Consider the following 25,456-nt stretch of genomic DNA (forward strand, 5'->3'; position numbering starts at 1 on the left):
AAACTTGATGCATCTAGAAAGAAAAACACACCCGTTTAGGTGTGTCAAGAAAATAAAATTATTTAACAACGTGTTCTGTCATTTTTTCGTTTTCAACAACAAGGTATTTATCACCTTTTTCAACTCCGTATGGAAGTAAAGCTTCAAATCCTTTTGAGTGATCTTCTTTAATTAATGGGAAAAGTGCTTCTGAATCTACTGATGTAAATACTGAAGAATAAACTCCAAATCCTTTAACCATTTTTGGTTCATTTAACACACCAATAATTGTTGTGTTTGGACGGAATTTAGCAACTTGTTTAAGTAAAGCACCTGTTCTTGAAAGAACAACTACAAATTTGTATTCACCGTCAAGAGCTTGTTTAGCAAGTTCATAAGCAATTTTTGTTCTTTTATCTGATTGGTTTGAATTTTCTCAAACTTTTTCTAATTGAATTGGGTAGTAGTGTCTTCCGTAAAATTCTTTTTCAGCACGTTTTGAAATAGCTGTCATTGTTTTAACTGCTTCAAGTGGGAAGTTTCCGTTTGCTGATTCTCCTGAAAGCATCGTTGAGTCAGCTCCTAATTCAACTGCATAGTAAACGTCTGTAACTTCAGCACGTGTTGGGTGTGGATTATTTTCCATTGAGTCAAGCATTTGTGTAGCAACAATAACTGGTTTTCCAGCTTCACGACATTTTCTTACCATTTTCTTTTGGTAGTAAGGAACATCGTAGTAAGGAATTTCTAATCCTAAATCTCCACGAGCAACCATAATTCCATCTGATGCTTCAATAATTTCATCGATGTTTTTGCATCCTAAGTGTGATTCAATTTTTGAAATAATTTGAATGTGTGAACCACCATTATCATCTAAAAGTTTTCTAAGTTCTTTAACGTTTCTTGCTGAGTTAACGAATGAAGCAGCAACAAAGTTAATTCCTTCTTTAATACCAAATTTAACGTCATTGATATCTTTTTCAGCTAAGAATGGTAATGTAAAGTCTACACCTGGAAGGTTAATACGTTTGTTTGTTTTTAATTTGTGTGTGTTTTCTGCACGTACTTTAACGTATCCTTTTCCAACTTCTGTAACAACTGTTGATAATTTACCATCATCTAATAAAACTTGGTTTCCAACTACTAAATCTTGTGCCATATCGTAAGCAACTGTAATTTCTGTAGATGTACCTTCAAAGTTTTCGAATTTTTCAGCTGTTGTGTGAACTAATAATTCTGTACCTGCTGAAATAACTTGTGCACCGTCTTTCATTTTTCCAACACGAATTTCAGGTCCTTTTGTATCTAAAAGTAATGAAACTGGAATTCTTAATTCTTGAGAAACTTTTTTAGCTAAAACAAATTTGTTTCCTTGTTCTTCGTGTGAACCATGTGAGAAGTTTGCTCTAATACATGTAACACCATTTTCAACTAATGCTTTCATCATATCATAGTTGTCACTTGATGGACCAATTGTAGCAATTAATTTGGTTCTTTTGTCTGTAATTTTCATTTACAACTCCTATGTAATATATTAATATTTTGTTTTCTAAAATATAAACATATTTTAACATTTAGGTTATAAAACTTTTATTAAACTTTAATTTTTTTATTTCGGTAATGGAAACAATTCCATAATTTTATTTTTTTGAAACAAAATTGTAAAATAAAAAGTCATTTCTGACTTTCTATTTTAGTTTCCATATAAGTATTTTAAAGTGAATTCAAATTCTTTTGTTAGAGGTAATTCAATCTTATTTAACTGTGTTTCAGTAGCTGAGCTAACAGCAATTTTTAAAACAAAATGTAAGTTTAAATTAATGCTGTCTTGCTCTCCTTGACTAATTTTTAAATCAAAATTCTTAAAGTCTATTTCATCATAATTTGAAGTAGCAAAGCTAAGTAAATCTTTTAAAAATAATTCTTTTTGCTCTAAATTATCCTTGACTTTATCATAAGCACTTTGCAATTCATTTGCGGAAGCATATTTTGTTTTAGCAGAAGTATTCACAGCAACTTCTACATTTTTATCATCAAGATATAAAACGGCATTGCCTAAATTATCACTAGAAACTTTCGCAAAACCTTCTAACTTATAAACTTTACTTGCAATTGTACTAATTGGTTCTCCACTTTTTGTAGATCTTTTAACTTCAATTTTTAATAAAAGTTCACCTAAAATATCATTCGCATAAGATTTAATTACAACTGCAAATTGAGGATATTTGCTGCGAAGTCCTGTCTTAGTATCAACTTTATATTTAAATGTTTCTAAAGCATTAAGAAGTGAACCATTATCAGGATTAACTAAATATAAATCATTACTTTCGAGCTCATCAAGAGTTGTTATATTACTTGTAGATAAAATTTTATTTCAATCATATGAATCAGAAAATGAAGTTAACGTTGTGTGATATAAACGATCGGTTTTATTAATAAATTTTGATGCAAGTGTTACATTTAACTTTTCAGCCAAAGCTGTTCCTGGAAATAATTTAAATCCATCAAGCATTTTTTGTGCAGCATAGTTATAAGTTTTTCTTTCCTGATGTAATTTAGAAATAAAAACTGATGTTGTAGCAATTGTCGCAACTCCTGCAGTTCCAATTAAGGTTAAAATAGCTAATTTTAAATTTGTTTTATTCATGCTCTTCTCCAAAAACGTTTGCTATGTAATTTGTTAATTCAAATATTCCAAATTTTGTTTCACTTGAAACAATAAAATAATTTTCAAAATTATATTCTTGATTATATTTTTTAATATTTTTTAATAATAAGGATTTGTCTTTTTGTTTTAATTTATCCGCCTTAGTAAATACTAATGTGTAAGGTAAGTTCATTTCTTCTAAATATTTTAAAATTTCAATGTCTGTATTTACTATTCCATGACGAGCATCAATTAGGACAAATAGCATTTTTAAATTTTGTCTTTTAGTTAGATATTCATGAATCATATCTAACATTTTTAATTTTTGTTCTTTCGATAACTTTGCATAACCATAACCAGGTAGGTCAACAAAAACAGCTTTATGCTCATTTTCAAAAAAGTTTAAAAGTTGAGTTCTTCCAGGTGTTTTTGAAACTCTCGCTAATTTAGAACTACCCGTTAAAGCATTAAGTAAGCTACTTTTACCAACATTTGATCTACCTCAAAAAGCAACTTCGTAGTTTGGATGATCGTATCAATTTTGAATATTAGTTGCTGACTTTACAAATTTAAACATATTTCTCCTTATTAAACTAATATATTAATTTTATTAGATTTATCAAAAAATATAAAAAATAGTGCCTAAGCACTAAAAATTAATGTGACAAGCTACATCTGGATGTTTATCAGTATAGTCTTGATGATATTCTTCAGCTAAATAATAATTTTGAAGTTTTAAAACTTCAGTAACAACTGGTTTATCGTAATTTTTCGCTAGTTTATTTACTATACTTTGAATTTTTTCACCGTCTGCTTCAATTTCATAGTAAATCCCATTACGGTATTGACTACCATAGTCTGGACCTTGAAAATTTAAAGCTGTTGGATCGATAACATCAAAAAGTTTTGTTACAATTTGTTCTAATGAAATTTTACTTTCATCATAATAAAGTTCAGTAGTTTCTACTGCTTTTGTCTGTGATGTTTTAACTTGTTCATATGAAGGATTTTCAAAAATAGAATTAGCGTAACCTACTGAAGTAAATTTAATACCGTCAATAGTTTTAAAATATCCTTGTACTCCTCAAAAACATCCTCCTGCTACATAAATTCTTCTCATTTTTATCTCCTGTTTATTAAAATAATTTAACTCATGTAATTATAATAAAAATTTATTTCAATTTATTTTAAAATCTATAACAACTTTACAGATTATTTTTTAAATAATTTATAATTATTACAATCATTTTTAAGGAGAAATTATGTATAAAACAGAAATAGAAAAAATTAATCGTGCTCGTAAAATGAATTTAGTTGCTGCAATTTTACAAGGAATTTCATTATTTTTTGTTTTAGTTAGTTTAATTTTGTTATTTTCATTTGCTTCTAATACTTCTAATTATATTGCTGGATTTGATTCTCATACACACACACACAGAAACATAGAAGCAACTGAGGGAATTGGTTTAGCTGCTATAAATGCTATTACAGGAATTTTAGCAATCGCTACTACTGTTGTTACTATCATCAGTATAGTATTTACAATTCAAGCAAATACAATTTCAAATTTAAGAAATGTACCAGAATATCAAAATTGTACAACTAATGTATGAATTGGTTTTGCATTGCAATTTGTTATTGGTTTTATTGGAAACATTATTTTAGTAGTTGCATTTAGCAAAATGTTAAAACAATTAAATGAATTAGAAGAAAGAAATAATTTTACTACAGAAACAGTAGAAGAATAAGATATGAGTCGCACAGTGCGACTTTTTTTATTTATAATATTTATAAGTAGGTGAAATGAAAAAAATTGATATTGCTTTAAAAATGTGTAGTTACATAAGTCAGATTATTGAAAATAAGGTTCAGAAAGAAAACAACTTAATGGACTTTGAAATAAAAAACCAAAAACTTTTGTTTCAAAACAAAGAAAGCAATACCTTAAATTTAAATTCAGAAAAACTAAAATACGTTGCTTTTGGAGATTCTATTTCAGCAGGTTTTGATGGTTTTTTAGAAGATGATTTTCCAGGCAAGTACATTAATAATGAAGTTGAAGGAATATCTTATCCCGCTTATCTAGCTGAAATCTTTAATAAAAATAATGATTTAGATACATTTTATAATTTTTCTGTTTCTAGTTCTTCTTTGGTAGATTGAATTAATTTTTGAAAAGGACATAAAACAGATATTATTGATACAGAATTTCAAAAGCAAGGCTATGATTATAACTTTGCTCTTGATAAACTTCAGAATGCAAATTTTATTACAATTAGCTTAGGAGCAATGGATTTCTTTTATCAATTATTTGCTGAAATTTTTAAAACGGACTTGTCCAAAATCGAGCATCAAATCAATCAAGGATATGACGCTTTTGAATTAGGTGAACAAATAATTGTTGAAAAATATCATAAAATTACCAATTCTGTCACAAAAAATATTATTAGACTAATCTTAGAAATTCAAAAAATTAATCCTAAATCTCAAATTAATTTAATTTCTTATCCAATACCTTTTTTAGGTTTGAAACAAATTATTGACAATCATTTTTTTCAAAACAAATTACTAAATATTCAAATTAGTATTTTAGATAAAGTAATTAGTCTAATTAATAAAAATATTCAAAAAATAGCATTAGAAAATAGTATTAACTGAGTAAATTTGTACAATGAAGAATATTGAGAAAGTAATATAGATAAATTTTCTAGTATTTACTTTGATATTCATCCTAGCTATCTAGGTTATAAAAAAATGGCTCAGGATTTATATATTAAAATTACAACTTCAAATTGAACTGCTAGTCTGGAAAAATATGGAATAACAAAAAAATACTTTGAAAGTGATAGTAGCAGTATAAATTTTAAAATTAAAGCTCCGACAGACTTAAATAAAATTTTTGATAATTCTTGTGAAAAATATTTAAATAGCTTAAATGAATTTGAAAAAGAAAAATTAAAGCACACAAACTATAAAAATTATGCAACAAGATTAATTCAATATAAAGGTTGAATAAAAACTAACTCACTTAATTTTACAAATAACTTTTTTAGTTCTGAAATTTACACAATTTTAGATCCTAACAAAGAGTTACTCACTTTAATTGCTTTTTACTATACATTAGAAGAATTTACAGAAAAAACAGTGAATCTTTTAGTTAAAAGTAATATAGTGCAAAACTTAATTAATTTTTTACAGGAATACTTTAAGGATGTAAAAGAAAAAGATAATTTTAGTTTAAAAAAATTTATAACAGATTTTAATAAACAAATTTTCGACTTTTCTAATTACAAGCAAATTTTATTGCTAATATTTGAAACAGAAATATTTAAAAAACAAAAGAATAATCTTTTATCAATATTTACTAACATTTTTTGCAATGCATTAGTAAATTTTGAAAGTCAAATTTTAAAACTAATTTTAAATACTATTTTTAAAAAAATTAATTTATCCCAGGATGATAAAATTCAATTGAAAAATGATTTTGGTAAATCTTTATTTCATGACAAAGACATTTTGAAAAAAATAATAAAACAACATTTAGAAATTTTAAGTCAGTTATTAGAAGATATTACCTTGCAAAATGATATAAATACTTTTGTAAATCTGCTTAGTTACTTGCAAAAACATTCAGATAAATATCAGATAGAGCAAATTTTAAATCAATGACTGACTTTTGCAGCTAACAAACCTTTTATAGGTTTTTTCAGTTTAGTGATGTTTCAAATTACCAATATGCATAAACCTATAATTTCTTTAAATCAAACAGAAAATCTGATTTTACAAATACTGAAAATTTTAAATAAGCAAAAAAATATAAAAAAATTAAACAAAATGATTTTTGATTACTCTATTCAAATTAGTAGTAGGCAAAAATTAAATTTCAAATATAAAGCTAAGTTATTATTTTTTGCTAGCAATCTCTTTGCTCAGCTGTCATTAAAAAATAAAAAAATCTTAATTATTTCCCTTATCAGTCTTAAAAAAGCTTTTAAAGATATAAAAAATAGAGAGTAAATTTTACTTACTCTCTTTTATTTTTTCTTGATGTCTAATTAGTATTGAACGATAACCTTGATACTGAAAATCAGTCAAGAAAAAAACTGTTTCTAAATCTTTATTTAAGTGTTTATTTGCATATGCTAACTTTTTTTCGTATTCAAAATCCTCAGCATTTCTTATTCCTCGAATTAAAAATTCACATTTTAATTCTTTTGCTAACTCAGCTGTCATTTTATTTTTATTTTGTAATACTTTAATTTTTGTGCTATTAATCTTTTTTAATTCATTTTTTATAAATTGATAATTAACATCATTATCAGTCAAATTGTTTTTATCTGGATTATAAGTTACTACTACATAAATAAAATCAAAAAGCTTTAATGCTTTTTTTAAAATTAATTCATGACCTGAGTGTCAGGGATTAAAACTACCTGGAAAAAGAGCAATTTTTTTATTTTCCTGCATAAACCTTTAAAGCGTTTTGAGCAATAACAAGCTCTTCATTTGTACGAATTACATAAACGGGAACTTCGCTATTATTGGTACTAATTAATTTAAATTCATCATAATCGGCTGTATTTAGTTCTTGGTTAATTTCAAATTTCTTGAAAAATAACTTATTAACGATTTTATTTCTAATAACTCCGTCGTTTTCACCTATTCCTGCTGTAAAAACAATAGCGTCAATTTTTCCACCTAATTTGTTTGCATAACTAGCAACATAATCAGCAATTTTTTGAGCATAAAGTTCTAAAGCAAATTCAGCTTCAGCATCACCTTCTCTAGCCGCTTTATTAATATCACGCATATCGCTTGAAATTCCAGAAACTCCTAGCATTCCGCTTTTTTTATTAAGAATATCAGTAAATTGATCAATATCTAAGTCTGCTTGTTTCATTACAAATTGATGAATTGATGGATCAATATCACCACTTCTTGTTCCCATAATAATTCCAGCTAGTGGTGTAAGTCCCATAGAAGTATCAAATGATTTACTATCTTTAACAGCACATAAACTTGCACCATTTCCTAAATGTAAATTAACAAAAGTAACTTTATCTTTCTTTAAAATTTCAGATAATTTTCCTGTAATGTACTCGTGACTAATACCGTGAGCTCCATAACGTTTAATTTTGTATTTTTCTGTCATTTCTCTTGGAAGAGCATAAGTATAATTTATACGTGAAATAGTTGTATGAAATGCTGTATCAAAATCAGCACTTAATTTTGCTTGTGGAAATACTTTTTGAAATCCACGCATTGCAGCTACTGCACCCGGGTTGTGAAGTGGTGCATAAATACTGCATTCTTCAATTTTTTCAATATTTTCTTCATTTAATTTTGTTGTCTTATCAAAGTATGTTCCACCTTGAACTACTCTAAAACCAATATATTCAACTTCTGATTTATCTTTAATTAAGCTGATTTCTTGCATAACTTGATATAACTTTTCAACTGCAACAGCATGATTTGGCATTTCAAATTCATATTCATATTTATTTCCATTGAATTTTAAAGAAATATTACCAATAGGTAAGGTAATTCTTTCAGCAATACCACTTGCAAGTAATTCAAAGTTATCTTTGTTAAATAAACTTAGCTTAATTGAACTACTACCTGCATTAATAACTAAAATTTTTGATTGACTCATATTAGTCTCCTTTGTTGCTTTTATTAAACATACTTATATTTTAGTTCTTTTTAATTATTTTCAGATAAAATGCAATTTTGTTCCACATTTTTTTATTTAGCTTTTTTTCAAACTTCAAAATCATACTCATTTTCAGGTTTTGATATAACTTTGAAGTGATTTTTTAAATAAAAATTGAAGTTTTTTAAATATACTAATTGTTGAAAATCCATGTCTTTTTTTAAACATTTATTATTAATTTTGGAAATCATTCATCAATCACAAACGTCAGCGAAACTTTCATAAATAGTTTTTCCTCCAAAAATTATAAAAATCTTATCTAGATTAGAGCTAATTTCCGTTTTAATTCTTTCGTAATCCTGAGCTGTTTCGATTACTTCAAAACTATTTTTGTAATTCTTTTTTCAATAAAGTGGTAAAAAATTAAAAGTATTTTTTCCAACAATAATTTTTGCAAAATTCCCTTGACTAGTCAACTTTTCAATCATTTTTTTTAAATGAGATATTTCTGTTTTTGATTCTCAAGGTAAACCATTTCCATAACCAATAGCAATTTTGTTATTAATTACAGAATACGCTAAAATTGATATAACCATACGTCTCCCTTTGCATTTTAAAAGGAGCTAATGCTCCTTTCTATTCGGTAAAATAAATTAAGTCTAAACAATTTTTACTGAAACTTCTTTAGACCCACTTTTTCCTTCTAAGTTATTTCTCTCAACGTGAATGATTTCGATTTTTTCATTACCTTGAGTATGTTCACCTCTTTTTTGACCTCTACGGAATCCTTTAATCATTCCTTCAAGTTCTTCTAATGTGTTTGCTTGTGCAATCACTTCATTGCTGGCTACTAATTTTGCTTTGTATTTGTACATAAGCACCTCCAATTAAAAAATTAATTAAATTTTCAACTTAGAAGTATTTCATAATTAAAATACCTTAATATTGACGTAGATTAAAATCTACTTTTAAAATTTTACCTAAAAATTTGTTTTATATTTTTTATTTAAAAAATAATATAAAAAAATAATTTTATAATTAAATGAAAGGACATAAAAATGATTAAAAAAATCTTAAAAATTTGAGCACCTATTTCAATAGTATCTATTCCGCTAATTGCAGCTAGTTGTCAAAAAACAAAAGAAATTGAAGTACCAGAAGTAAAACCAAAACAAGTAAATCATGATCTTTTAATAGAAAATCAAGCTTTTGTTGATATTCTAAATGACTGACCGATAGACTTATCTTTTCTTTCTCGTGATTTAAATTCAAAAAATTTTAGTGTAGAGATTGAAGGAGATAATATTCCATATATTCAATACCAAGATTCTAGAACTGGTATTAAATTTCGTGAATATCCTTACAAAACTCTTGACAAACAACACTATTATAAATTCGGAAAAGCAGGTTTATTAATTTTAGCTAATGAGTTTAATAAAAAAGTTCCTTATGCTGCTGAAGTTTATGATTTACATTCAATAAATATTAATTTAAACATTCTTTCGGATTTAAAAATTAATGGTTACTATCAAACAGAAACTAAAACAATTAATTTATTCTTAAATGAACTAAATGAACAAAATATTGAACCTTTAAAGCTAATAGCTAACTTAATGCCAACACTATTTCACGAGTATATTCATCATTTTGCTCAATCATATATTTCGAATAATAATTTTTTAAACCCAATGGATACAGAAAAATTACAAGGAAATTACTTTAATACTTCTTTTATTGAGAAGTTTGTCAAATTACTAAATTATAATAGTGAAGCTAAAACTAATTTCAAAGATTATAGTCAACTTAGTGATTTAGTCAGTCAAAAAGAATTATTTGATTTTGCAAACTATAGAGAACTTTTACCAATTACTGAATCAGATATTCAATCAGCTCATTTTAGTCATTTAATTAAACAAGATTTTAATTCAGAAAAATTAAGTTATACTTATTCACTTCATGAATTAATTGCACGTGAATACACAAAATTTGCTTTTGAAAACTATTATTCTGACTCAGTTAAAAATGAAGATGCTAATTTTTTATGGTTTAAAAATGGTGATAACATTTATTACTATCCTTATATTTATGATTGATCTAGAACATTGGATTTAAGTAAAAAAAGTTACTTAGAAACACCAAAAAATTATTTATCTAGCCTTGAAAAACTATATCCATACAATATTTATGAAGGAAATAATTCAGAAAAATTTTATGATTTATTTTTAGAACAAATGGGTTATGGTTTTAATGTTAATCAAATTTATTACAAAAATAACTGACATTATTATTTCAAAGGAGACAAGAAAAATAATAAACAAATTTTTATTGAAAACAAAGATTTTAACCTTATTAAATTTACAGGTTTTTATCAAAATAGTCAAAATAAACCAGATGGAATTGTTGTCTTTGATAAACAAAAAAAGAAAATTATTGATTTTAAAAAATTAATTTGAGAAACTGTTTTTAACTTTTTCGGACGCAGTAACTATGATTCAGGTGGTTATAAAGATAATTTAAGTCAAATTTATGATTCTGCTAAGGATAGAATTTATCCAAAAACAAAGTATAATCAATATCAAACAGACGGATTTCTAGATTTAAAAACATTAAAAGATATGAATTCCGCAAATATTTATTTTTATCAAGATAAAAATCACAATCAAAAAGTTGAACTTGATGAAATTTGATTTAATTATAAAGTAACAATACCAAATAGATATATCACTTCTTTAAAAGGAAGTTTAAATCAAAAAGAATACCATCCATATGTGGTATTTGAAGAAAATAACGAAACTAAAATTAAAATGATTTAGGAGAACAATGAGTTGAGATTTTAAAAATATTAAAACAGGACAAATAATAAATGTACAAGCATACAAACACAATGGTTTTTTATATCGTCAATGAAACGGTGCAAAAGTTATTTTTCACAACAAGCGTCACATTGTTTTATTTTTAAGAGGCACAAGAGTTACTGAAAGTCACAATGAAACTAATGGTTGAAGATACACTGAAAGTGCCATCTGATTTTTACCAAAAGACAGCTTTTATAATGCTATTGTTTTATTTAAGAAAAACGTAGGTAGCTATTATTACATTAATATGGCTTCCAAACCAATTTTTGAAGATAATACTTTAAAATTTATTGACTACGATTTAGATATTAAATGCTACCCAGAAAAAGACTTACAAATTGTGGATCGTGAAGAATTTGGACAAAATTCAAAGCAAATGGATTATCCATTAAAACTTAAAGAAAAAATTCATGAAGAAATTAAAAATATTGTTTCAATGTACAATAATTATGAGTATTTCTTTAATACCGAAATTTTAGAATATTACTTAAAAATAGCAGTGCAAGATAAATTAATCACCCAAAAAACAATTGATGATTTCGTTATACTTAATCGCAAAAAATACTCAGAAGAATCAGAAATTTTCTTGCAAACTTCAAAAGTAAAAAATTTTAACTACAAGAAAGCTAAACATTAAAAGTAAAAAGTTGACAAATAAATCTTTGTCAACTTTTTATATATTAAATTCATGATTTTTTGTGTCTTCTATAAAGTCGCTAAACCAATTATGATTGTTGTCACCAACTACTAATAACGCTGATTTTTTTACTGATTCTGTTCCATTAGACATAGCTGCACTCATTCCAGTAATTTCAAACATTCCCTGATCACTATCAGCATCACCAAATGAAATAGTTTTTCCTAAGTCAAAGTCATATGTTTTAGATAATCACTCTAACGCCTCTTTTTTTGAAGCATTTTTAGGCATTAAATCTAGCATATTGTCTTGAGATCAAACTGAATAAACATTTTTTAATTCTTTGATTTTCTTTTTAAGAATCTGTAAATTTTTTAATTTTAAATTATCAGTGAGAATTAAAAATTTATTAACAGGTAAAGTGTTAATTCCCTCTAAAATATCATTACCTAAATAATACTCACCTAAATTTTTCTTATAATTTCTCTTTTTTAAGAAAGTACTATTACCAGCTTTATTTTCAAATAAACCTTGCGGAGTATACATAACAAAATCAACTTTTAAATCTTTTAATAAATTAAAAATATTAAGTGCATCCACTTTGTCAATTTGTTTTTGATAAATTACACTTTTACTTTGAATATCATAAATCATAGAACCATTTGAATTAATTAATGGGAAATCTAATTTTAAATCTTTTAAAACAGGTAACGCGGTAAAATAAGGTCTTCCGGTAGCGATAATCATTTTTTTATCATACGATTGCAAAGATTTAATTTCAAGTAAATTTCTAAGCGAAATTTGCTTTTCCGAATTCAGTAAAGTCCCATCTAAATCGAATACAAAATTATCAATGTTTTCCAGATAAATTTGTGCTCTTCTTATGTGAATAAAATTATTAGGTCAAATCTCATAAATTTTTACTAGAACTTCTTGTTCTTTGTTATAAAAAAGCAGCAAAGTATCCTCTTGTATTTTTTTACCAAAAGAATTCTCTAAAATTGTATAACCATCAGCCATTAATCTTTCAATATCTTCTTGGCTGACTTTTCATCTTTTTTTCATAACTTCTCCTAAACATAATATCCATTATCTAAAATTAGGGCTTTATACATATTACAGATATAAAAATTTAATGTAGCACTTGTAACGAACATATATTTTCCCATATCATTAAATGAATATCAAATAGATTGTAAATATTCAACTTTTTGAATTGGAACATTTTCGTGTCTGCGACATATAAAACCACCATTTTGTAAATCAAAATTAATTAAATCGCGTTCGTTTAAACAAATATTACAGCTTCTAAAGTTTGGACAAATTCCAAAATAAATCATACTTTGAGCATATAGGAAAGTCAAAATGAAATGACAATTAACCGTATCGATTAAATCATAAATTAATACACATTTATCAAAAATATGATTTACACCTTGAATATTAGTAAGTAATTTGACATACTGAAAAGAAAATTCTAAAATCGGTTTATCTTGCACATCAAGTTGTTTTACAATAGTTGCTTTTTTGAGCTTCCCTACTTTATCTTGCAAACGAGCAGCAAAAAATTCAATTTCTACTAATGCTCCAATTTGAAGGTTACTTTTGTTTTTTGATAAAGATTTGTTAAGCCCTTGAGCAGCCAACCTTAAAAGTCCTTTTTTGGTTAAAAACGTAACTAAAAATAAATTTGTATCTTCCTGGTAAATTTGTAAAACGATACCTTGAGTGATTGTTTCTGCCATAAATTAATCATATAAAATTTTGATTTTTTAGTGCTAAAAATGAAATTTTTACCACAAATTTTGCTACTAAAATATAAAAAAAATAATGTTAAAATATTAATACTATATTAATAAGCAAGATTTTAGGAGCAAAAATGACCACTTTAGAAATTAAAGAGATTTTTTATAAAACCTTAATTTCCACAATTGGAATAAAAAAAATTCATCCAATGTCATATGATGAGAATTTTACACTTGATCAAGATGTCAATCTTGATGATGCAAATGTTTTAGATTTTTTACAAGCTAATGAAACTGAAAAAGGTTGAACCTTGCAAGTAGCAGTTACTATTTTAGATGGAGTACAAACAAAATTTATCGCATCACAATTACACAATAACATCACTAAAAAATTTAAGCAAAAGAAAATTCCATTTTATAAACTAATCATTATTTTTAAAGGAGTAATCAATGAATAATCAAATCACAGGTAAGCAACTTGCAGAAGCAATTATTTCAGGTTCACATGCGTTATCAAATGCAAGACAAAAAATTGACGCATTAAATGTTTTCCCTGTTCCAGATGGTGACACAGGAACAAACATGTCTTCAACTCTTGCGTCAGTAGTGGAAAAATTACAAAAAATGGATAATCCAACAGTTGAAGAAGTCAGTCAATCAGCTGCACTTGATATGATTTATGAAGCACGTGGTAATTCTGGTGTTATTTTGTCACAAATTTTTAAAGGATTTGCTTTAGCTTGCGAAGGAAAAGAAACTTTAAACATTAATGAAGCAATTATTGCTTTCGAAAGTGCTTCTAAAAGAGCTTATAAATCTGTATTTAAACCTGTTGAAGGTACTGTTTTAACAGTTATTCGTGAAACAAGTGAAAAGCTAAGAAACGAATGCTTTAACCAAGATATGACTGTTGAAGAATTTTTCACTAAAGTTGTAGAATTTGCTCGCAAAAGCTGTGATGAAACACCAAATAAGCTTAAAACATTAAGAGAAGTCGGTGTTACTGATAGTGGTGGTGAAGGACTTTATACAGTTTTATTTGGGATGCTTGCTTATTTTAAAGGTAATCCTGTTGCTATTTCAGATCAAGGTGACCAAATTAATAACTTCATCAGTGAAAGCGAAGTTTATGAAGGTGAATTTGGTTATTGTACAGAAGTACTTGTAAAACTTAATGATTATCAAAATTTTAATAAAGATACCTTTTCTAAGGCATTACAAAAATTTGCTAATTCACTAGTTGTAGTTAATGATGATGATATTTTAAAAGTTCATGGACACGTATTACAACCAGGTAAATTACTTAACTATGCACAAAAATACGGTGAATTTATTAAAATCAAATCAGAAAATATGACACTCCAAGCTAATCAATCAAAAGCTAATGCTGATCGTTTAAGCGAAATGTCACAAACTGAAGATCGTAAAGAAATTGCTATCATTTCTTGCAATCTAGGTAGTGGAATTATTAAGAGAATGAAAGAACTTGGATGTGATTACGTCATTGAATCAGGTCAAACTCAAAATCCATCAGCACAAGACATTATTACTGCAATTAAAAGCGTTAATGCGGATAACGTTTTCGTTTTACCAAACAATGGAAATGTAATTTTAGCAGCACAACAAGCAGCCCAAATCTATCAAGACTCAAACATTGTGGTTATTCCAACTAAAACACAAATTCAAGGAATTACTGCAATTATGAACTTTAGTCATTCAGTTAGTGCTGAAGATAATGTTGAAATGATGCAAGAAGCTATTGCAGAAGTTGAAAGTGGTGAAGTAGTTAACGCTGTACGTGATACAACAATTAATGGTGTGAAAGTGCGTACTGGTGAATACCTTGCAATTTTAAACGGTAAAATTATTAGTTCACAAAAAACAGCAGTGCAAGCTGCCAAAAAACTTATGGCTGAAATGAACTTAGATAAAAAAGAAATTATTAGCATTTATTATGGTGAAGAAGCTTCATTAAATGAAGTAGATGAACTAACAAACCATATCGAAAGTCAATACGATCTAGATATCGAAACAATTGAAGGTAATCAACCTACTTACATCTTTTACTTAGGAGCTGAATAATGAATTACAAAATTGTATTTGATTTAAATGGAAATGATAACGGTCAAGCTAGCGGGATTGCTGCTGCTAAGCAATTTGCAAAGCAAAATCCCAATTTTCAAATTTCTTTAATTGGTGATTTTCAAAAAAAATCAGATCTTGAACTTACAAACATAAGTAATATTAAACTTTTAAACAATCCAACAACACCAACTAATCCAAAAGACTTACGTGGTTCTATGATGGAAAAAACTTCTATGAACCAGGCTATTGATTTATTAAAAAATAAAGAAGCCGATGCAATTTTATCTAGTGGAGATAGCGGATGCTACATTTCTAGTTTAACTTTTAAAATTGGAAGACTTAATAACGTGTCTCGTCCAGCATTTATGCCAATTTGTAATGCAATTAATGGACAAAAGTTTTTATTCATGGATGTCGGTGCTAATTTAGTGGCTAAAAGTGACTTTTTAGTTGAGTGAGCTAAGTTAGGATCTGCATTTTATGAAGTAATGTTTAATAAACCTAATCCATCAGTAGCTTTATTAAACATTGGAACAGAAGATTACAAAGGAAATGAAAATGCAGTTGAAGCTAACAAGATTTTAAAAGAAGATTCTAATTTAAACTACGTTGGTTTTAATGAAACACGTGATTTATTCCGTGGTTTAGTTGATGTTGCCGTTATTGACGGTTACGGAGGAAATTTAGTCTTAAAAAGCTACGAAGGTGCTATTTTTACTTTTAAAGACTTATTAAAAGAAAAATTTACTAAAACTTTTTTACGTAAGCTTCATGCCCTAGCTCTTAAAAAAGCTTTTAAAGAAGCTGGTGATGTGCTTGATTACCGCCAAGTAGGTTCTGCCTGAGTTATTGGTATTGATGGAATTGCAATTAAAGCTCACGGTTCAAGCGATACCTTATCATACCTTTCTGCATTAAATACAATTAAAACAGCTTTAGAAAAAGATTTATTAAATAAATTAAAGGACAAACTCAATGATTAAATCTAATAGTTTGACCGAGTTTTTTGACAATCATAAAATTACTCCAAATAACACAATTACATATTTTGAGGCTTTAACACATTCTTCATTTAATCGTGGTGATACTTCTAAAATTAAAAATTATGAGCAACTGGAATTTTTAGGTGATGCTGTTTTACAATTTGTTTCTAGTTCTTATATTTATTTAAAGTATCCTGAGTTAGCACAAGGATACCAAACACGCTTGAGAGCTAAAGCGGTATGTACTGAAACACTGAGCAAAATTTCAGTCGAAATGGGACTTATCGATTTACTCAAAACAGGTCCAGGACAAATGGAAAAAGATGTTAAAGATTCACATAAAGTACAAGCTGATATTTTTGAATCTATGGTTGGTGCTATTTATGTTGATCAAGGTATTAAAAAAGCTCAAGAATTTATTTCACAATACATTTATCCTGTGATTGACGAAGTACACCTAAATAATAATAAAGATTCAAAAACTGAATTACAAGAATATTTCCAAAGTTTTAGCAAAGATAATATTAGTTATATAACAGAACAATTACCAAATAAACAATTTAAAGCAAAAGCAATTCATGATAATCAAATTTTTGGTTCAGGTATTGGAAATACCAAAAAAGAAGCAGAATTAGAAGCTGCCAAAGATGCTTTAAGCAAACTAAAATAGAGATGAGGTTGATATGAAATTAGTAAAAATTGAAGCACATGGTTTCAAATCTTTTGCTGACCCAATTGTACTAAGATTTGATGGAGGTGTAGCTGGAATTGTTGGACCAAATGGTTCAGGAAAAAGTAATATTAATGATGCAATTCGTTGAGTGCTTGGAGAACAAAGCTCAAAAGAACTTCGTGGTGATAGCATGGAAGATGTTATTTTTTCTGGTTCTAAAACAGTTCAACCTATGAATCGTGCTACTGTTACGCTGACTTTTGATAATCGTGAACGTAATTCAAGTATTAACACCGATTACATCACAATAACTAGATCTCTAGAACGTGGAAAAGGAACCAATGAGTACTTTTTAAATGGTGAACCTTGTCGTCATAAAGATATTAAAGCAATAGCTATGGAAAGCGGAATTGGAAAAAGCTCATTAGCTATTATTTCACAAGGTACTGTTGCAGACATTGCACAATCTAGTGATGAGCAAAGACGTTTAATTTTCGAAGAAGCAGCCGGTGTATCTAAATATAAATTACGTAAAACAGAAGCTTTAAGAAAATTAGAGCGTACCGAAAGTACCTTAAAACAAATTGAAGCGGTAATTAAAGAACTTCAAAAACGTTTAGAGCCACTTAGAAAGCAAGCTGAAAAAGCATTGGCGTATAAAGATAAAAATAAACAACTTAGAGAAGTTGAAATTGCGTATCTTGCAAGTGAAATTGTCCGTTTAGAAAAACTTTATCAAGAATTACACGAAGACTTAGCTGGTGTTGAAGACACTAAAAGAGATTACCGTAATCAAATCGATCAATTTTTAGTTTTAATTAATGAAAAACGTACTGAACTAAATAATTTAAGTTCAGAGTTAGCTCAGCTCCGCGGCCAAAGAGAAGCTATTAATTTAAGATTAGGTGACTTAAAAGTTACCCAAGCAAGAGAAAATGAACGGCGTGATATGATTGCACGTGGTGAAATTCAAGCTTCTTCAGATGAAAAAATCGAAGCTTTAATTAGTTCTATTAAAGAAATGGAACATAAAATTAACTATTTTAAAACTACTAAATACGATTTAGAAGTCAAAATGGATGCTTCAAATAGCCTACTAGTTCAGTTAAAAAAACAAATTAACGAGCAGTACATTATCGCAAATGACGCTGAAAGAAAAATAGAAAATTGTAAAACTCATTTAGGGATTTTATTAGAAAAGAAAAATAAACACACTAATTTATTTAAAGGAACTAAAACAATTGTTGAGAACAAATTAAACTTTAAAGGTTTTAAAGGTTTAGTTAGTGATTTAATTAAAGTACAACCAGATTATGTAACCGCAATTGAAACAGTGCTAGCTAATGCTGTCCAACATGTTGTAGTAGATCGACCAGATACAGCTGTTGAAGCTGTAAATTTCTTAAAGAAAAATAATGGTGGAAGAGCTACATTTATTCCGCTTTCATCAATTAAAGAGAAGTTTGTACGTGACGATTATTTACTAGTTGTTCGTAATTACGCAGGTTTTATTGGACTTGCAAGTGAACTAGTTGATACTAAACCAGAATACAACACTTTAAAAAGTTTTTTATTAGGAAACGTTATTGTTGTTGATGATATTAAATCAGCTGAAAAAATTTCAAATATTTTAGATAAAAAGTACATGGTAGTGACACTAGATGGTGATATTGTGCGTGTTGGTGGAATTATTGTTGGTGGTACTGCTCAAGAAAGTGATGATAACTTAGGAATTGAAAACAAAATTAAAGATTTACAAAACTTAATTCCAGGTTTAGAATCAATTAAAAATAATGCTACAACAAATATTTTAAAATTAAAAAATCAGTTACAGAGAGAAGAAACTTTCAACAAACAGCACACTAGTGAATTCGCAACAATTAATGTACATTTAGCTAATTCACAAACTCAACTTGATGAATACAAAGCTCATGCTGCTCAGCTCAATGCTCAAAAACAAATTCAAGAAGAAAAAATTGACATAACTCCATTGCTGCAAAAAGTTCAAGAACTGGAAAATCAGGTTCGTTTAATTGATTTTGAAATTAAAACAAAATCAAAAATTGAAGATGATTTACGCGGTGAATTAGCACAATTAGAAAACGATAAAAACAAAACTACTTCAATGCTCTTGACTTTAAATGATTCATTTAATCAAAAAATTAAACTTTATGAAAATTCTAAATTTTACTTAGAAAAACATAAAGAACGTTTATCACAATATTACAAATTAACTCTAGAATATGCACGTGAAAACTTTGCACTATCAATGTCTCTTGAAAGTGCCAAAGAATTAATTTCTGAACTTAGAAGCGAAATTGAAGCTTTAGGAAATGTTAATTTAGAATCAATAACTGAGTTGGAAGAAGTTGAAGCACGCTACGATAATTTTAGCGAAAATTTTGAAGAGTTAACCGATGCACGAAATACTATTTTAAGTGCTATAGCTGAAATGGATAAAATTATTATTACAAGATTAACTAATATTGTTAATGATGTTAATAAGGAGTTTTCAAGAGTTTTCAGCTCGATGTTTGGTGGTGGAACTGCAGAAGTAAAATTTGTTGATCAACACAATGTTCTTGAAAGCGGAATTAGCATTTATGCTCAGCCACCAGGAAAAAGTATTAAAAACTTAAAACTATTTTCAGGTGGTGAAAAATCATTAATTGCAATTTCGTTGTTATTTGCAATTTTAAGAGCAAGACCACTACCTCTTTGTATATTAGATGAAGTGGAAGCTGCTTTAGACGAATCAAATGTAGTTCGTTACGGTGAATATTTACAAGAACTCAAAAAACAAACTCAATTTTTAGTTATTACACACCGTGTTGGAACAATGACTAAAGTAGATGCTCTTTTTGGAGCAACCATGCAAACAAGAGGTGTGACAAGCTTCTTTAGTGTTAAACTTGAAGATGCAAAACAAATGGTTGAAAATGATAAATAATAAAATACCTTAAAGGGTATTTTTTATTTAATATTTGTAAAATAAAAAATTAAAAAAACATAAAAAGTTAATAAAATACATCTTTTTTGAAAAAATAATTATTTTTTCTAATTTATAAGCCTATTTTATAGTGATAAAAGAAATTAAACTGATTGTGAAAAATTTTTTCAGAAAGCAATTCGCAACAACATATATGATTTTAAAAAAGATATAATTATATATGAAAAACAAGCTATATTTCAAATAGCTAATATATATATATATATATTATGCAGTGAATGCATTGATATATTTACAGAAAAGGAAGAAAATGAAAAAATACTTAAAGAAAGCAAGTAAGGTTGTTTTACCTGGTACTGCTGTAGTTCTTACGCCGCTAATTTCTGCTGCTTGTTCAACTGATAAAATACAAGAAGATAGAAATAATGCTAAAAACGAATTAAACAACTCAAGATATTTAAATTTTTTACAAACTTCAAGTTTTAATGACAAAATTCAAAGTGCTAAAACAAAAGAAGAAATCAAGACAATAATAACTGAAATTAAAAATAAAAATTTTGAAGCTGCAAAATTAAACTTTGCAAATAGTATTGATAATCTAAATAGATTAACAACAGAAGAAAAAGCAACTGCTAAAAATGTTTTAATGCAAGCTAATGACTTAGAAAACTTATTAGCAGAATTAAATAAAATAATTGTTAAAAATGAAACACCAATTTTAGAAGCTAAACAAAAAATAGAAACATTTAATGATTTATCTAAAGAAGAAAAAATGTTTTTTGAAAAATCATTACATATAAACTCAACACTTAATCACATAGTGACTGTTCTTAATGATGCAAAGCATACTAATGATGCAAATCAATATGCAAGAGAAACTACAGAAGCAGCACCAAAACTAGAAAACTTAAATAAACAGTTACTAGAATTACAAAATCTTTTACCTGAATTAATGGTTTCAGAAGAACTTAAAGCACAAGTATCACCAATTGTTAAAAATGGTTTAGAAGCTAAAGAAGATAAAAGTAATGATGAATTAAACTCACCACTTAAACTTGTTAATTACAAACAAAATAAATTAAAAGAATCTACTGATTTACTATTAGCAAATCTTTCAGAACAATTACAAAATAACTTTAAAGCTGTTGCATCAAAAACTATTACAGAAAATGCTCAAATTTTAGCAAAAGAAACTTTTACAGAATTTAAATCAAGTTTTGAAAAAATAGCAAATTTACAGTTAGTAAATAATGTAAGTCAATTAAACACTCAATTAACAAAGTTAAATGCAGAGTTACCACAATTAGTGTTGGACTTTAATAATCTTAAAAAAGCTGAAACTGATAAAGTTGTTGCAGCAATCAATAATAAAAATACAGAAATCGCAAACTTTATTGAATTAGTTAAATCTTCAAGCTTAGAAGAAAATGAAAAAAACACTTTAGAACAAGAACTTGCAAATATTAAAGATCTTGAAATTAGTAATGAAAATCCAATACTTATTGATTATGAAGATTTACTTAAAAATAAAACTGAAAGCTTAGCTAGTTCAAAAGAAAAAGCTTTATCAAAAGCAAACCAATTGTATTCTAAATTAATTAGAGATGTTGCTAGAACCACAATTTCACAAGCTCACGAAAATATATCTGAGTTTTCAAGAAATTATTTAACAAATGTGTTAAATTTTGAGCTTGAAAAAGATTTTGAAAAAGTTGAAGAACAAATTTCACACAATAAAGATTTAATAACTGCAGAAGTAAAAAGTGTTATTAAGTATTCATTTGATAAAATTAAAGATTTTGAATTTGATATTGAAAGATATATAGAATATCACCCTGATAAAGAAGAAGATACTGAAAAAGCAAGAAAAGAAAAAGAATTCCACGCTACACTTAAAACTTTTGCTGAAAAAATTAAAGCATTACAAAATGATTTTAAAACTGTTGAGCAAGCATACAATAAATATGTTGAATTAAAACAAGAATTCTTACCTTTAGAAGCACAAATGAATAAAGTTGAAACAGAAGAAAGAACACAAAGTGGTTCTACTTCTAACGTAGTACTAAAAGATACTATTAAAGAAAATAAAATTAAATTTAACGAAGAAGATAAAAAGGCATTAGGTAAGGCCACTGAAGCTCTAGATGCTGTTGCAACATTAAATGCTGAAATTGCAAAATTAAATGAAAATCCTGAAGCTTCTGCGGAAGAATTAAAAGCTAAACAAGAACAACTAAAAGAAAAATACAAAGAAGCACAAAACTCATTAAAAGAAATATTACAAAGTAAATGAGATACCGCAAGAGCAAAATACTTTGATTTAGCACTATTTACAGCTCTTCCAGGTGACAAAATATGAAGTTTAGCTTACTGAAATGATTTAGCAAGATCATTTTATGAAACACAAATTTTAATGAATGAAGCACAAAAACTAATTGATGATGAAAATGCTAAAATTGCTTCTTCAGATAAAAGTGAGGCTCAAAATACTTTATTAGGAAAAATTGAACAACTTATTAAAAAACTCGAAGAAGTTCAAAGCAATGTTGATAAAGCAAAACCTGTTTTAGTAAAAGATGGTTCAAAACAATTTCCAGCTTACCAAAGTATTGCTAGATGATCAGCACAAGTTTATGCAAACTGAATTGAAAAACGTTTAACAAAATATCCAGATATTTCTAGTGATGCTGAATTAACTCAGTTAAAACAAGATACAAAAACCTTATTTGATGATTTTAAAGCATTTTCAGTTAAATGATCAAATGGTGATAATTATCAAACAAAAGCAACAGCTCTTGCTAAAGCGTATGATGCTCTTTACCAAAAAACATTAGAAAAGAAAATTACAATTGATAAAAAATTCGAGACACCAAAATTTGCTAGAGAATATATTGCTATAAGAGATGCATTCTTTAGTTCTCTTACTGATGAAAATCACTGAAACTAATTCGGATTATTATTTATCAAAGACGAAAAACAATGAAAGTTGACAAAAATGTCAACTTTTTTTGTGAATACTTTTCTGATTTGTTGGAAAATTGTTTTTTAACGTCGAATTCAAAAAAACATATAATTATTAAAAAGTAATATTTAAAATATAAAATCAAAAGGTGTTGAGGTAAAAAATGTCTGATGAACTAAAAAAGAAAAAAATTTTAAGAATTTGGTGAGTTATAAATATATTTACTTGATTTTCATTAATTTGCTCTTTTGTACTTATTGTTCTTTTTCAATTTAATTCAGTAATACTTTTTAAGCAAAAAATAAATAGTGAAATGATTGTTTTTTCAATATTAGCAATAATTTTATGAATACTTTTTTGTGTGTGTTATTGATTCGCTACTGTGTATTGTTTTTTCAACTTAGCTATACGTTGAAATAAATCATTAAGAAGTATACAACAAAGATTTCCGGTTAATAAATCTGGTATTATCCTTTTCATTTATAAATACGTGTATTTATTACCAATCCAAGAAAAAGATGAAGTGAAATTTAACAAGCCAAATGAGAAAATGAAGAAAATAATTAAAGCTTTCATAGTTTCATTTTACATAATTACTATATTATTATCTAGTGGATTTTTAGGATTAGCAATTTATATTTTGGGTACAAGTGATGATATTTTAATTTTAGGAGTTTTCCAATTATTTACTGCTATTTTTATAATAGTTTATGTACATATAATGATAATTCCAGTAATTATTTATCAAACAATAAAATGAAATTCCCTTGAAGAAGAAGACTTTAAAAATAAAATTCTTTGAGTACTATTTAATAGATATGCAAAAGAATATCCTTACTGATGAATGAAGAAAAATATTAATATTCATATAAAAAATAAAAAAGGTTATGACGAAGAAATTTTTTGAAAATAAAAATCAGCTTTTGGCCGATTTTTTAATCTTTAAAATATTAATTAAATATTATTTTCAGAATTCTTCTTTTCATTTTACAACTTCTTGTGGAGTCGCTAAAACATAATGATCATCATTTATTTTAATTCATTCTGGTTGAATTTCATCAGTATAACCGTGATCTAGCGGGTTATATACATACCCAATCAAAGAACCTTTTGTTCCGTGAATTGAAGGCACAGCATCAAGTAAGCTCTTAGTATAAGGGTGTAATGAATGATTCATAATTTCTTCTGTTTTACCAATTTCAAGAAGTCTTCCACGGTTCATAACAGCAATACGGTCAGAAATATATTCAACCATACGTAAATCGTGGGCGATAAATAAAATTGTTAAGTTATATTTTTCTTTTAGTTCATTAAAAATATTAACTACTTGAGCTTGAATAGAAACGTCAAGAGCAGAAATAGGTTCATCGGCAACAAGAAGCTGTGGACGTAAAACTACTGAACGAGAAATACCGATTCTTTGTTGTTGTCCTCCAGAAAATTCTAATGGATAACGTCTTAAAACTGCTTCATCTAAACCAACACTTTTAAGCATTTCCACTACTAAAATTCTCTTGCATTCTTTTTCACTTAATTTTGAAAGCTCTTCACGTTCTGCTTTTTTATCAGTAAGTCATTTTGCCGCTTCATGTAAATTTGCTTTCGCTAAATCATTAAGCATATTTACATATAAAGCTTCAAAACTAGCTACTTCATTTTCAGCAATTTTAAAGCCTAAATTTCTTTTGTAATCACCAAAGAAATTTGGATGTTTTTTAGCATCAAGAAAGTTTTGATAAAGCTCTTTTTCAATTTCTTGATCTATATTATATAAATAGATTTCTTTTGAATTTTTAGTATTTTCTAATCCTTCAGAAACTACTGCTTCAACGTTAACATGCGGATTTAAAGAGTTAGCAGGATCTTGGAAAATCATTTGAACTTTATTAACCATAAAGTTTTCGATTTCCTTATACTCTTTTAAAGCTTTACCAAATTTAAATCCACGTTTGAGTTTTTTCGGTAAGGTTTTTTCAAGTAATTTGATTTCACCAAAACTATAAGGAACAAGACCAACTAAAGTTTTACCAATAGTACTTTTACCACTTCCGGATTCACCAACAAGCCCTAAAACTTCACCTTTATAAATATTAAGTGAAAAATCTGAAACAGCTTTAAAAGCTTTTGAACCACTACCATAAGTAATATCTACATTACGTAATTTAACCAAAATTTCTTCATCATGCTTTGGTGTAAGCATGTCTTCAATTCCGTTAGTTAAATAACGATAATATGTCACTTCACCTAGTAACTTACGTTTTGTTTCAGTATACATAGGTTTATCTAA

22 protein-coding genes are annotated in these 25,456 nt (G+C 27.1%); 11 read left to right on the forward strand and 11 right to left on the reverse strand.

The genetic code is table 4. From position 1 onward, the window contains the following. Window positions 1-58: 58 nt before the first annotated feature. The 4 genes from pyk to msrA form a co-directional block, all read right to left on the reverse strand. Window positions 59-1,492 (reverse strand): pyruvate kinase, encoded by a 1,434-nt coding sequence (pyk, locus tag EI91_RS02205; protein ID WP_036452623.1) that lies wholly within the window; start codon window positions 1,490-1,492, stop codon window positions 59-61. A gap of 180 nt (window positions 1,493-1,672) precedes the next feature. Continuing rightward, on the reverse strand, window positions 1,673-2,626 hold the full coding sequence (locus EI91_RS02210) for an MAG1430 family protein (RefSeq protein WP_036452627.1): 954 nt from the start codon (window positions 2,624-2,626) through the stop codon (window positions 1,673-1,675). Further along, window positions 2,619-3,203: a ribosome biogenesis GTP-binding protein YihA/YsxC gene (gene yihA, locus EI91_RS02215; RefSeq protein ID WP_036452630.1), complete on the reverse strand. Its 585-nt coding sequence runs from the start codon at window positions 3,201-3,203 to the stop codon at window positions 2,619-2,621. Before yihA ends, EI91_RS02210 begins: the two co-directional genes overlap by 8 nt. Window positions 3,204-3,275: 72 nt before the next feature. Continuing rightward, window positions 3,276-3,746, reverse strand: coding sequence for a peptide-methionine (S)-S-oxide reductase MsrA (gene msrA, locus EI91_RS02220; RefSeq protein WP_036452634.1), 471 nt, complete (start codon window positions 3,744-3,746; stop codon window positions 3,276-3,278). Window positions 3,747-3,888: 142 nt separating this feature from the next. Here msrA and EI91_RS02225 point away from each other — a divergent pair, with 142 nt between their 5' ends. Beyond that, window positions 3,889-4,374, forward strand: a complete 486-nt coding sequence (locus tag EI91_RS02225; RefSeq protein ID WP_036452637.1) for a hypothetical protein — start codon at window positions 3,889-3,891, stop codon at window positions 4,372-4,374. 55 nt (window positions 4,375-4,429) lie between these two features. Further along, complete coding sequence (locus tag EI91_RS02230; protein ID WP_036452639.1) at window positions 4,430-6,643, forward strand: SGNH/GDSL hydrolase family protein; 2,214 nt, start codon at window positions 4,430-4,432, stop codon at window positions 6,641-6,643. Window positions 6,644-6,646: 3 nt separating this feature from the next. Here the strand turns inward: EI91_RS02230 and coaD are convergent, their stop codons facing one another. The 4 genes from coaD to EI91_RS02250 all read right to left on the reverse strand — a co-directional run bounded on the left by coaD (window position 6,647) and on the right by EI91_RS02250 (window position 9,154). Further along, on the reverse strand, window positions 6,647-7,093 hold the full coding sequence (gene coaD / locus EI91_RS02235) for a pantetheine-phosphate adenylyltransferase (RefSeq protein ID WP_036452642.1): 447 nt from the start codon (window positions 7,091-7,093) through the stop codon (window positions 6,647-6,649). Beyond that, on the reverse strand, window positions 7,080-8,279 hold the full coding sequence (locus EI91_RS02240; RefSeq protein WP_036452645.1) for an acetate/propionate family kinase: 1,200 nt from the start codon (window positions 8,277-8,279) through the stop codon (window positions 7,080-7,082). The genes coaD and EI91_RS02240 overlap by 14 nt, the downstream gene beginning before the upstream one ends. 92 nt (window positions 8,280-8,371) lie before the next feature. Continuing rightward, window positions 8,372-8,875 carry a dihydrofolate reductase gene (locus EI91_RS02245; protein WP_036452648.1) on the reverse strand — a complete coding sequence of 168 codons (504 nt, stop codon included), beginning with the start codon at window positions 8,873-8,875 and terminating at the stop codon, window positions 8,372-8,374. 63 nt (window positions 8,876-8,938) lie between these two features. Continuing rightward, on the reverse strand, window positions 8,939-9,154 hold the full coding sequence (locus EI91_RS02250) for an MAG6790 family protein (protein ID WP_036452660.1): 216 nt from the start codon (window positions 9,152-9,154) through the stop codon (window positions 8,939-8,941). 183 nt (window positions 9,155-9,337) lie between these two features. On the opposite strand from EI91_RS02250, the gene EI91_RS02255 reads away from it, so the two are divergent. Both EI91_RS02255 and EI91_RS02260 read left to right on the forward strand, forming a co-directional pair. Further along, complete coding sequence (locus EI91_RS02255) at window positions 9,338-11,092, forward strand: MYPU_1760 family metalloprotease (RefSeq protein WP_036452663.1); 1,755 nt, start codon at window positions 9,338-9,340, stop codon at window positions 11,090-11,092. A 7-nt stretch (window positions 11,093-11,099) separates the two neighbouring features. Next, entirely contained in the window at window positions 11,100-11,771 is a 672-nt protein-coding gene (locus tag EI91_RS02260; RefSeq protein WP_036452666.1) for a DUF402 domain-containing protein, read from the forward strand. Between the two features lie 36 nt (window positions 11,772-11,807). On the opposite strand, the gene EI91_RS02265 is transcribed toward EI91_RS02260, so the two are convergent. After that, a complete protein-coding gene (locus EI91_RS02265) occupies window positions 11,808-12,836 on the reverse strand; it encodes a Cof-type HAD-IIB family hydrolase (RefSeq protein ID WP_036452667.1) in 1,029 nt (342 codons plus the stop codon). An 8-nt stretch (window positions 12,837-12,844) separates the two neighbouring features. Then, window positions 12,845-13,516, reverse strand: coding sequence for a recombination protein O N-terminal domain-containing protein (locus EI91_RS02270; protein WP_036452669.1), 672 nt, complete (start codon window positions 13,514-13,516; stop codon window positions 12,845-12,847). A 134-nt stretch (window positions 13,517-13,650) separates the two neighbouring features. Between EI91_RS02270 and EI91_RS02275 the strand changes: the two genes are divergently transcribed. The 7 genes from EI91_RS02275 to EI91_RS03675 all read left to right on the forward strand — a co-directional run bounded on the left by EI91_RS02275 (window position 13,651) and on the right by EI91_RS03675 (window position 24,082). Then, complete coding sequence (locus EI91_RS02275; RefSeq protein ID WP_036452671.1) at window positions 13,651-13,974, forward strand: hypothetical protein; 324 nt, start codon at window positions 13,651-13,653, stop codon at window positions 13,972-13,974. Next, complete coding sequence (locus tag EI91_RS02280; RefSeq protein WP_036452674.1) at window positions 13,967-15,598, forward strand: DAK2 domain-containing protein; 1,632 nt, start codon at window positions 13,967-13,969, stop codon at window positions 15,596-15,598. Before EI91_RS02275 ends, EI91_RS02280 begins: the two co-directional genes overlap by 8 nt. After that, window positions 15,598-16,584 carry a phosphate acyltransferase PlsX gene (gene plsX / locus EI91_RS02285; protein ID WP_036452677.1) on the forward strand — a complete coding sequence of 329 codons (987 nt, stop codon included), beginning with the start codon at window positions 15,598-15,600 and terminating at the stop codon, window positions 16,582-16,584. The genes EI91_RS02280 and plsX overlap by 1 nt, the downstream gene beginning before the upstream one ends. Further along, on the forward strand, window positions 16,577-17,254 hold the full coding sequence (rnc, locus tag EI91_RS02290; RefSeq protein WP_036452679.1) for a ribonuclease III: 678 nt from the start codon (window positions 16,577-16,579) through the stop codon (window positions 17,252-17,254). The genes plsX and rnc overlap by 8 nt, the downstream gene beginning before the upstream one ends. A 13-nt stretch (window positions 17,255-17,267) precedes the next feature. After that, on the forward strand, window positions 17,268-20,207 hold the full coding sequence (locus EI91_RS02295) for an AAA family ATPase (RefSeq protein WP_036452681.1): 2,940 nt from the start codon (window positions 17,268-17,270) through the stop codon (window positions 20,205-20,207). Window positions 20,208-20,517: 310 nt separating this feature from the next. Then, window positions 20,518-23,154 carry a GA module-containing protein gene (locus tag EI91_RS02300; protein ID WP_036452684.1) on the forward strand — a complete coding sequence of 879 codons (2,637 nt, stop codon included), beginning with the start codon at window positions 20,518-20,520 and terminating at the stop codon, window positions 23,152-23,154. A gap of 565 nt (window positions 23,155-23,719) precedes the next feature. After that, window positions 23,720-24,082 (forward strand): hypothetical protein, encoded by a 363-nt coding sequence (locus tag EI91_RS03675; protein ID WP_156954232.1) that lies wholly within the window; start codon window positions 23,720-23,722, stop codon window positions 24,080-24,082. A 48-nt stretch (window positions 24,083-24,130) separates the two neighbouring features. Here EI91_RS03675 and EI91_RS02310 read toward each other — a convergent pair whose 3' ends face one another. After that, window positions 24,131-25,444: an ATP-binding cassette domain-containing protein gene (locus tag EI91_RS02310; RefSeq protein WP_156954234.1), complete on the reverse strand. Its 1,314-nt coding sequence runs from the start codon at window positions 25,442-25,444 to the stop codon at window positions 24,131-24,133. Window positions 25,445-25,456 lie beyond the last annotated feature (12 nt).

The sequence above is a fragment of the Mycoplasma buteonis genome, assembly GCF_000733865.1.
GTDB lineage: Bacteria > Bacillota_I > Bacilli_A > Mycoplasmatales > Metamycoplasmataceae > Mycoplasmopsis > Mycoplasmopsis buteonis.